Origin of the sequence: Paenibacillus ihuae (assembly GCF_001368795.1) — a bacterium.
Classification (GTDB): domain Bacteria; phylum Bacillota; class Bacilli; order Paenibacillales; family Paenibacillaceae; genus Paenibacillus_AQ; species Paenibacillus_AQ ihuae.
Genome location: NZ_LN831200.1, coordinates 216361 through 223660, shown reverse-complemented (window position 1 = coordinate 223660; position 7300 = coordinate 216361). Strand labels below are relative to the sequence as shown.

The 7300-nt window shown below is 53.1% G+C and carries 7 protein-coding genes; all 7 read left to right on the top strand.

The window, feature by feature from the left end; all coding sequences use genetic code 11:
- The coding region (locus AQR02_RS23560) for an LTA synthase family protein (RefSeq protein WP_245237701.1) at window positions 1-1387 on the top strand (1387 nt) is incomplete at its 5' end.
- Between the two features lie 8 nt (window positions 1388-1395).
- Window positions 1396-2835, top strand: a complete 1440-nt coding sequence (gene wsfD / locus AQR02_RS23555) for a glycan biosynthesis hexose transferase WsfD (protein WP_054942843.1) — start codon at window positions 1396-1398, stop codon at window positions 2833-2835.
- Window positions 2836-2926: 91 nt separating this feature from the next.
- The gene (locus AQR02_RS31570; protein WP_082452049.1) at window positions 2927-3100 is read left to right on the top strand and encodes an aspartyl-phosphate phosphatase Spo0E family protein; all 174 of its coding nucleotides are present in this window, start codon (window positions 2927-2929) and stop codon (window positions 3098-3100) included.
- A 532-nt stretch (window positions 3101-3632) separates the two neighbouring features.
- A complete protein-coding gene (locus AQR02_RS23550) occupies window positions 3633-4730 on the top strand; it encodes a CgeB family protein (RefSeq protein WP_425340025.1) in 1098 nt (365 codons plus the stop codon).
- A 30-nt stretch (window positions 4731-4760) separates the two neighbouring features.
- Complete coding sequence (locus tag AQR02_RS23545; RefSeq protein WP_082452048.1) at window positions 4761-5894, top strand: CgeB family protein; 1134 nt, start codon at window positions 4761-4763, stop codon at window positions 5892-5894.
- A 284-nt stretch (window positions 5895-6178) separates the two neighbouring features.
- Window positions 6179-6703 (top strand): glycosyltransferase family protein, encoded by a 525-nt coding sequence (locus tag AQR02_RS23540; protein WP_054942841.1) that lies wholly within the window; start codon window positions 6179-6181, stop codon window positions 6701-6703.
- A partial coding sequence (locus AQR02_RS23535) for a glycosyltransferase family 4 protein (RefSeq protein ID WP_148449191.1) occupies window positions 6679-7300 on the top strand: 622 nt, incomplete at its 3' end. The genes AQR02_RS23540 and AQR02_RS23535, both read left to right, overlap by 25 nt.

Below are 7300 nucleotides of genomic sequence, written 5' to 3'. Positions count from 1 at the left end.
GTCAGCCTACTCCGTTCATGCGGCACGCAGCATTACGAACGAGCTGGTACAGGCGGAGAGCGCCGGGTTCCTGAATTATGAAGTGGTTGCGGCGATTAAGGCGCAGGAGGATAACGGCTTAATCGGCACTGGCGATATTAAGGAAACGATTGCCAAGGTAGCGCAGTTGGAGGCTGGCTACCCGTACAGTGATAAGCCTGCCGGTACGATGCCGGAGTATTTCGGCTCGCAAAAGGGCAAGAATGTAATCGTGATTCAACTGGAGGCTTTCCAGAACTTCCCGCTGCATCAATCGCTGGACGGGCAGGAGCTGACACCGGTGCTGAATAGTCTGGCCGGAGAAGGCTTTTATTTTCCCTATGTTTACCAGCAGATTGGTCCGGGTAATACTTCCGATGCCGAATTTATGAGCAATACTTCGATCTATCCGATCGGCACGCTGGCAATGTCCACCGGCTTTGGAGACCGGGAGCTTCCGGGCCTGCCGCGGCTTTTGCGGGATAAGGGTTATGAGGCCTACACGTTTCATGTGAATAAGGTCGGCTTCTGGAACCGCAATGAGCTGTACCCGGCACTGGGCTTTAACGGCTATTATGATAAAGGTTCCTTCAAAAATGATCATTTCAACGCCTTCGGCGCCTCAGACGAGCAGCTCTATATCACTGCTGTAGAGAAGCTCGTGGAGCTGAAGCAGAAAGGCACGCCATTCTATGCCCAGCTGGTGACGGCCTCCAGCCATCACCCGTTCAAGATTCCGGATGACTACAAAAGAATTACATTGCCGGATAATCTGCAGGATACGATGCTTGGAGATTATCTGACGGCGATTAACTATACGGACTATGCTGTCGGCACTCTGATTGACGGGCTGAAGCAGCAGGGACTATGGGATAACACGGTGCTTGTGCTGTACGGCGACCATTTCGGGCTGCAGCCGCAGGATGTGCCGCCGGAGCAGGTGGAGGAAGCACTCGGTACGCCGTATGATTCCCGGATCAGCCGCTTCAATATCCCGCTGATCGTGCATGTGCCGGGTATGACCCAGGGGCAGACGGTGGAACGCACCGGAGGCCAGCTGGACATTCTTCCGACTGTGGCTAATCTGCTGGGTGTCTCGCTCAAGGACGAAGGGTTTACAGCATTCGGGCATGATCTGCTGAATATCGGCCGCAATGTCGTCGGTATGCGCTATTATCTGCCTACGGGTTCTTTTTTTAATGATGAGATTATGTTCGTTCCGGGCAAAGGATTCGCTGACGGTACAGCCGTTTCGCTGGATACACTCCAGCCGGTGGCAGATTTCAGCCCCTATGAGGACGACTACAACTATATTCTGCAGCTGATGGGCCTGTCCGATGAATACGTGAAGCTGCTGCCGCAGCGTTAGGGGGAGCTATGAACAAAAGAATATTAAAACCCGAGTACCTGGTGGCTCTTGCCGGTTGCGGCCTAATTCTCTATCTGCTATTCCTGCAGCCTTTTATCGGGGTAGCTGACAACGGGGATTTCAAGCGGATGATGGATACCGTCGGACTGAATTACTATAATGCTGCAGAAAGCTATGCTGACCGTTTTTTCAGCTTCAGCCATGCAAGGTTTTCCTATGAAAATCTGTTTCAAGGCTTCTATCCTTCCTCTCAGATTCTGCTGGTATTGGTCCCGAGACTTCTCTCCGGAGTGTTTCATGGCAGTTATTTTGATATCCGCCTGCTGGGAGCGGTGTATGCGCTGCTGCTGCTTGCCGCGACCTGGCTGATTGTGAAGCTTGGAGCTAAGTACTCTGTGGTGACAGGATTGCTGCTGGGGGCCGGGATGTTATTTGTCTTTTATGATATTGGCTATTTGGCTTATTTTAATTCGCTCTTCGGCGAACCGGTGTCAATGGTATCAATGCTGCTTACGTTTGCGCTGGGTCTGAGGCTGACGGCACAGGAAAGGCCGACCCGGAAAGGGCTGACGCTGTTCTTTATAGCTGTATTGTTCCTGATCTGCTCCAAAATCCAGAATGCTCCGGTCGGGCTCGTCTTCTCGTTGATTTTTGTGCGGCTGGGGTCACTTCCCGGGGAGGGGAACTTCCGGAGGCTGGCCCGTCGGTTCGCGGTGGCAGTGGCTCTGGTCTCGGTAGTGCTGTATATGGCAGCCCCCAAGGAACTCAAGCATATCAATCTGTATCAGACTGTGTTTTTCGGGATTCTGAATGAATCACCGGATGTACGCGGAGATCTGCGCGATCTGGGACTGCCGGAACACCTTGAGGTGCTGGCGGGAACAAATTATTTTCAGAAGGATACCGCCATCAAGCAGGATGATCCGTCGCTTACGCCTGATTTCTATGACCGGGTCTCCCATAAGGATGTGCTCTTCTTCTATATTAAGCATCCCGGACGGGTGATAGAGCATATGAAATATGCAGCCAAGAACAGTATGGACATCCGCCCGCAGTATCTGGGAAACTATGAGAAATCGGAGGGGAAACCGGCTGGAGCGCTGAGCCACACCTACAGTGTCTGGAGCCAGTTTAAAGACAAGCATATTCCTCACACCCTCGGCTTCCTCATTCTATTCTACCTGGTGTATTACGCGGGAGTGCTGTTCCATTATTTCCGTACAAAAGAGCTGGCGGGACGGATAGCCGGCGAACTGCTGCTGCTGATCGGGCTGATCGGACTGTTCTCATTCCTGGTCCCGGTTCTTGGCGACGGCAGGGCGGATATCGGTAAGCATCTGTTTCTGTTCAATGTGAGTTTTGATCTGATGGCTGTGATCATGTTCGGTGGGCTTGTGCACATTGCCGTAAGCATGGGGAGACGGATTTCTGGAATATCTAGGAATTGACCGACGGTTCATTTTCGAATACAATGTGTTTGGAACTTTAGTAAAAGTTTAACAAATGGCTGTACAGCCTCATCTGAGTTAGGGGGCCGCTATGGGGAATGATGATCATAGGGACAGAATTGAGCAGGCAAGGCAGGAGCTGAACAGGCTTGCCCTGGAATTTGGAATGCAGGATATAAGAGTACTCCGCCAATCCGTGAAGCTGGATGCACTATTGAATGAATATACTGACTGCCTCACGGACAAAGACGATGTGCCTTATTAGGAAATAATAGAATAGAGAGCTGTATATCTTAGACATCTGGACGGTTATCCCGCCCGGATGTCTTTTTTGTGTTTGTTGGCGGGATGGGCAGGACGGGAATGGCGGGCCGGGCGGAAAGGTTGGAAATAAAGGGATTTTTCCCTTTGATATCCTGCTGGCGGGCAGAAAGGGTGGAAATAAAGGGATTTTTCCCTTTGATATCCCGCTGGCGGGCGGAAAAGGCGGAAACAAAGGTATTTTTCCCTTTGATTTCCCGCTGACGGGCGGGAACGGCAGGAACAAAGGTATTTTTACCTTTGATTTCCTGCTGGCGGGCGGAATGGACGGAAACAAAGGTATTTTTACAACTTTTCAGAGGGGTATTGTGACAGGGTACAAGTGTATCCCAGTGGAAGGAATCGGCAAAGGTTCGGGCAACCCGGGTGATCGACAGGGGGCATCTGCCAATTTATCTTCAGTCGTGGCAGATGTCCATGAGGCGGATGCTGACTCCGCATATAGTACTACTGTCTTGAGAATATGACGGGGCAGGGTGAAAGCCGTGAAAGCAAAAAAGAGAAGAACGCGTCCGCGGGATTATCGGGATGGCTATCAGGAAGGATACCGTCTCGGCTTATGTGAAGCTGTGAAACGCCTGAATTCTCCGGAGGTGGTAGCGTGCCGGCCGTTTAAGCTGATGTATGTGCCCCAGGGCTTTGAGGCGATAGACACAGGGATCGCAGAAGCACTCAGGCTGTTGGTGAGTGAGCTGGTGCTCAGCACACCTGAGACGATGCTGGAGGTGGCGGCGCGGGAAATGCCGGGAGCAGTCCTCGTCATGAACGGGCTGCATGTGTTTCCGGAGAACCACCTGGAACAAATTGATGAAATCAAAAAGCTTGGGATTCCTACGGCAATCTGGTTTGCGGATGACCCTTACTTTACCGAAGATACCTCCGTCATCTGCCTGCATTATGATCACGTGTTTACGCATGAGCTGGGATGTGTTGAGTTTTACCGCTCGCTCGGGGCGGGCTCTGTTCATTACCTTCCGCTCTGCGTGAATCCCCAAATGTTCTATCCGCGCAGGACCGGACCGCAGCATCGGTTTGATATTGTGTTCATCGGCAACGCCTTCCGCAACCGTACTGCACTGTTTGACGAGCTGGCGCCCTATCTTAAGGGCAAGAAAGTGCTGATCGCCGGCGGTTTCTGGGAGCGGCTGAGCCAGTTCGAAGAGCTGTCTCCTTTCATCAAAAGCGGCTTTATTCCGCCGGAGGAAACGGCGAATTATTACAGCGGTGCTAAGCTGGTCATTAATATCCACCGGCCGTGGGAGGGCGGGCAGGATAACCGCAACACCTTTCAGCTGCCGTCACGCTCTATTAATCCCCGTACCTATGAAATCAGTGCCTGCGGAACCATGCAGCTGACAGATATCCGTGAGGATTTAGGAAGCTATTACCGCCCGGGCCATGACTTAGAGACCTTCGCCTCCACCGAAGAGCTGAAACGCAAAATCGACTATTACCTGAAGCATGAGAAAGAGCGCCAGAAGTTTGCCCTCCGGGGGCTGCAGACAACACTGCGTCATCATACATTCACCGCTAGGCTGCCTCAATTGTTGAATGTGATTACTTCACAACTGTGAAATCAGAATGGGATGAAGGAGCGATTACTCATGAACAATGAATTTATAATGCCCGCACCTCCGCTGCCGCGGACACCGGCGGAAGAAGAAAAGCTGCGCGGACGCCTGACCGGCTTCAAGATAGGCTACGATGAGGGATATTTACGGGGAAGGCTCGCCATTCTGGACGGCCGTCCGGAGGAGCCGATTGCGGTGCGGAACCTTCATGTGATGTATGTAGCCTCGGGCAAAGGGTATCCTTATTCCCCGCTGGATGAAGCCGTTCTTTATGCGCTGCAAAAACTGACGACCCAAGTCACAATTACCGATGTCCGCCAGAATCTGGTGGGGCTCGCAGACGCGCAGCGGCCTGACCTGGTGCTGGTGCTGGACGGTCTTGAATTGCCGCTTGATCAGGTTGCTGAGCTGCGGGGCAGGGGCATTAAGACTGCGATCTGGCTGACGGATGATCCATATTATACAGATTTCACGACTAATATCGTAGCCCATTACGACTATGTGTTCACACTGGAGCTCAATTGCGTGGAAATTTACCGCAGCCTTGGCTGTACTGAGGTACATTACCTGCCTTTTGCCGCCCACCGGGAGCATTACCGTCCGACGACAGGACGTTCACCGGTACAACGGGATGTCAGCTTCATCGGCTCCGCCTACTGGAACCGGATCAATTTCTTCCGTGACATTATGCCGGAGCTGATGAGCTACAACACTGTCATTAACGGCATTTGGTGGGACCGTCTGCCTGAGGCTCCGCTGTACGGGGAGCGTATTGAAATCGGCAAGTGGATGACTCCGCAGGAGACTGCGGTCACCTACAGCGGCTCCAAAATTGTTATTAATCTTCACCGTGCCCATGTGGATGAAATGGATAATAACAATAAGCTGAATATTCCGGCTGCCTCACCCAATCCCCGCACCTTCGAAATCGCAGCCAGCGGTACGCTGCAGCTGAGCGATGCCAGAGATGATATGGGCTCCTTCTATAAGGTCGGTGAAGAAATTGATACCTTCTCAAGCCCGCAGGAGATGATGGATAAAATCCGTTATTACCTGACCCATGAGGAGCAGCGGCGGGATATGGCGCTGCGCGCCTTTGAACGGACGTTGAAGGATCATACCTACACCAAACGCCTGAATCAGCTGTTAACCATAATCTACGGCTAACCGGCCGCGGCGGGCAAAAAATTGAAAATGTGCGCTTACCAGGGGACAGGTGTCGTGCCGGCATCTGTTCCTCCTCAATATACTGAGTACTGGACCTTGGCGTTCGCCCCCTTACCAGATGCAGCCAGGATCAGGTTCAACTGAAACAAGAGGCAAGTAAAACTAAGCGAATGCTTCCGAAGCGAGTTTTACTGCGGAGAAGTGCTTCGTAGCCTAAGCTTCGTAAAACTTTGAAGGAGGTGAATGGTCGCTCAAGGCCCCTTGCCAGGGAGCGCCGAAACACCATGGCCGACAAAGCTACAATTGTCCTCTTTTCCCACGTTTCCAATACACGCAGTATAACGGGTGCAGAGAAGCTGCTGCTGTTCTTTGCCCGGGAGCTGTCTTCCTATTTCAACTGTATTCTCGTAGCCCCCCAGGATGGGAAGCTTACCCGTAAGGCCCGCAGCTCCGGGCTGAGTGTACAGGTGATCCCGATTCCTCTGGTCTACGGAATGTATACCCCATATGCCGGACTGGAGGCGGATATCCGCAAGCTCCAGGAGAGCCGGGAATACCGCGAGCTGACAGACTGGCTTGCGGCACTCCGGCCGGCACTCATTATTTCAAGCACCTGTGTGCATGCTTTGCCGGCGATGGCGGCGAAGTCTCTGGGCATTCCAGTCGTTTGGAAGATCTCCGAGACGATCACCGACAACGATTACACCGGAATCAGCGTAGAGCTGATCCACAGGAACAGCGATGAGATACTGGCCATTTCCCAAACGCAGCGGCTTGTTTTCCGGTGGATATCCGTGAGGGCAAGGTGACACAGATTCCGCCGTCCTGGAATGACCAAGAAATGATGATGGAAGCCTGGAGTACGCTCCGGAGCGAACGGCGGCGGGAACTGCGGGTAGCGCCCGGAGAACCGCTCATCGGCTATATTTCTTCTTTCATTAATAAAGAAAAAGGACTGGAGCATTTCGTCAAAATGGCAGTCCTGGTGAGCGCGCAGCATCCGGATGCCAAGTTTCTGGTCATCGGTACTCCGGGAGACAAAAGCTATTATGAACGCTGCGTCCGTAAGGTAAAGCTCGAGGGGCTGACCTCCCGGTTTAAATTCTACGGATATGAAGAATCGCTTCCTTCCGCCTATTGCGCGATGGATCTGCTGGTTGTTCCCAGCCTGATCCGCGAAGGCTTCGGCATGACGGCACTGGAAGGAATGGCCTTCGGCAAGCCGGTTGTCGCCTATGACTCCGGCGGGCTGTACGAAGTGCTGCATGCCGCCGGCTGCGGCGGGCTGCTCGCCCCGGCGGCGAATATCGGCGCACTGGCCGAGCGCGTAAACAGCCTGCTGGCGGAGCCGAATCTGGCCGCCGCCATCGGCAGCCAGGCGCGGGAGCGCATCGACGCCGTCTACG

What these genes read in the sequence shown, in the direction of transcription:
- wsfD (WP_054942843.1), top strand. Translation starts at nt 1,396, where the DNA reads ATGAACAAAAGAATATTAAAACCCGAGTACCTGGTGGCTCTTGCCGGT.
- AQR02_RS31570 (WP_082452049.1), top strand. Translation starts at nt 2,927, where the DNA reads ATGGGGAATGATGATCATAGGGACAGAATTGAGCAGGCAAGGCAGGAG.
- AQR02_RS23545 (WP_082452048.1), top strand. Translation starts at nt 4,761, where the DNA reads ATGAACAATGAATTTATAATGCCCGCACCTCCGCTGCCGCGGACACCG.
- AQR02_RS23540 (WP_054942841.1), top strand. Translation starts at nt 6,179, where the DNA reads ATGGCCGACAAAGCTACAATTGTCCTCTTTTCCCACGTTTCCAATACA.